The sequence below is a fragment of the Streptomyces sp. AC627_RSS907 genome, assembly GCF_019049165.1.
The window spans coordinates 1-701 of record NZ_JAGMUE010001444.1 but is presented as its reverse complement, the minus strand read 5'-3'; the positions used below and the strand labels follow the sequence as shown (position 1 = coordinate 701).

At 75.2% G+C, this 701-nt stretch carries 1 protein-coding gene; it reads right to left on the bottom strand.

Going from position 1 to position 701, the window contains the following annotated elements; translation table 11 throughout:
• Window positions 1–701, bottom strand: a 701-nt coding sequence (locus tag KUM32_RS42350) for a Vms1/Ankzf1 family peptidyl-tRNA hydrolase (RefSeq protein WP_302185278.1), incomplete at both ends; no start/stop codon positions are given.

Here is a 701-nt window from a genome sequence, read left to right as displayed (position 1 = left end):
GCGCGTCGTCCGCCCGGGCCGGCGCGGGGCGCGCCGCGCCCAGGTACTGCAACTCGGTGCTGCGGACGGCCAGTTGGTCACCCTCCGGCCCGATCCACACCTCGCGGCCGGTGTCCTGGCCGTCCGGGGTGACCAACAGCGTGTCGATCTGGTGCTCGCGGGCCGCCTCCACCAGCGCGGGCACTCCCGAGATGGCGTTGCCGCCGCCGTCGTCGTGCGTCGCGGCGTGGTAGCGGTCCAGCACCTCCCGCACGTGCTCGGTCTCGTGCGCGGCGCGCACCTGGGCGATGTCGCGTTCGAGCCGTGCGCTGCCGGAGCCGGTCGACCGGGCGCCGTGCTCGCTCTCCGCGGTCACCGCCCGCAGCGGCCCGGGCAGCCGGTCGCGCACCGCCTTGCGCTCACGGGCGTCGCCGACCAGCAGCATCACCTCGGCGCCGCAGCGCTGCCACATCTCGTGGGCGGCGTTGGCGATCTCGGCCGCGTTCTGCTCCCAGGTGTTCTCGACGGCCGTCTGGAAGTGCCGCTCCGACCAGTCGGCCGACGCGGTCTTGTGTATCGGCCAGTCGGCCCCGCTGACCTGCCCCGTCTCTCGCCGTCCGGCGTCGTCGCGGACCTCGAAGTCGGCCCCGGTGCGGTCCACGTACGCCACCAGGCACGGCGTCGGGTCGCCGATGGACCGCAGCAGGGGCGTGACCCTCGGC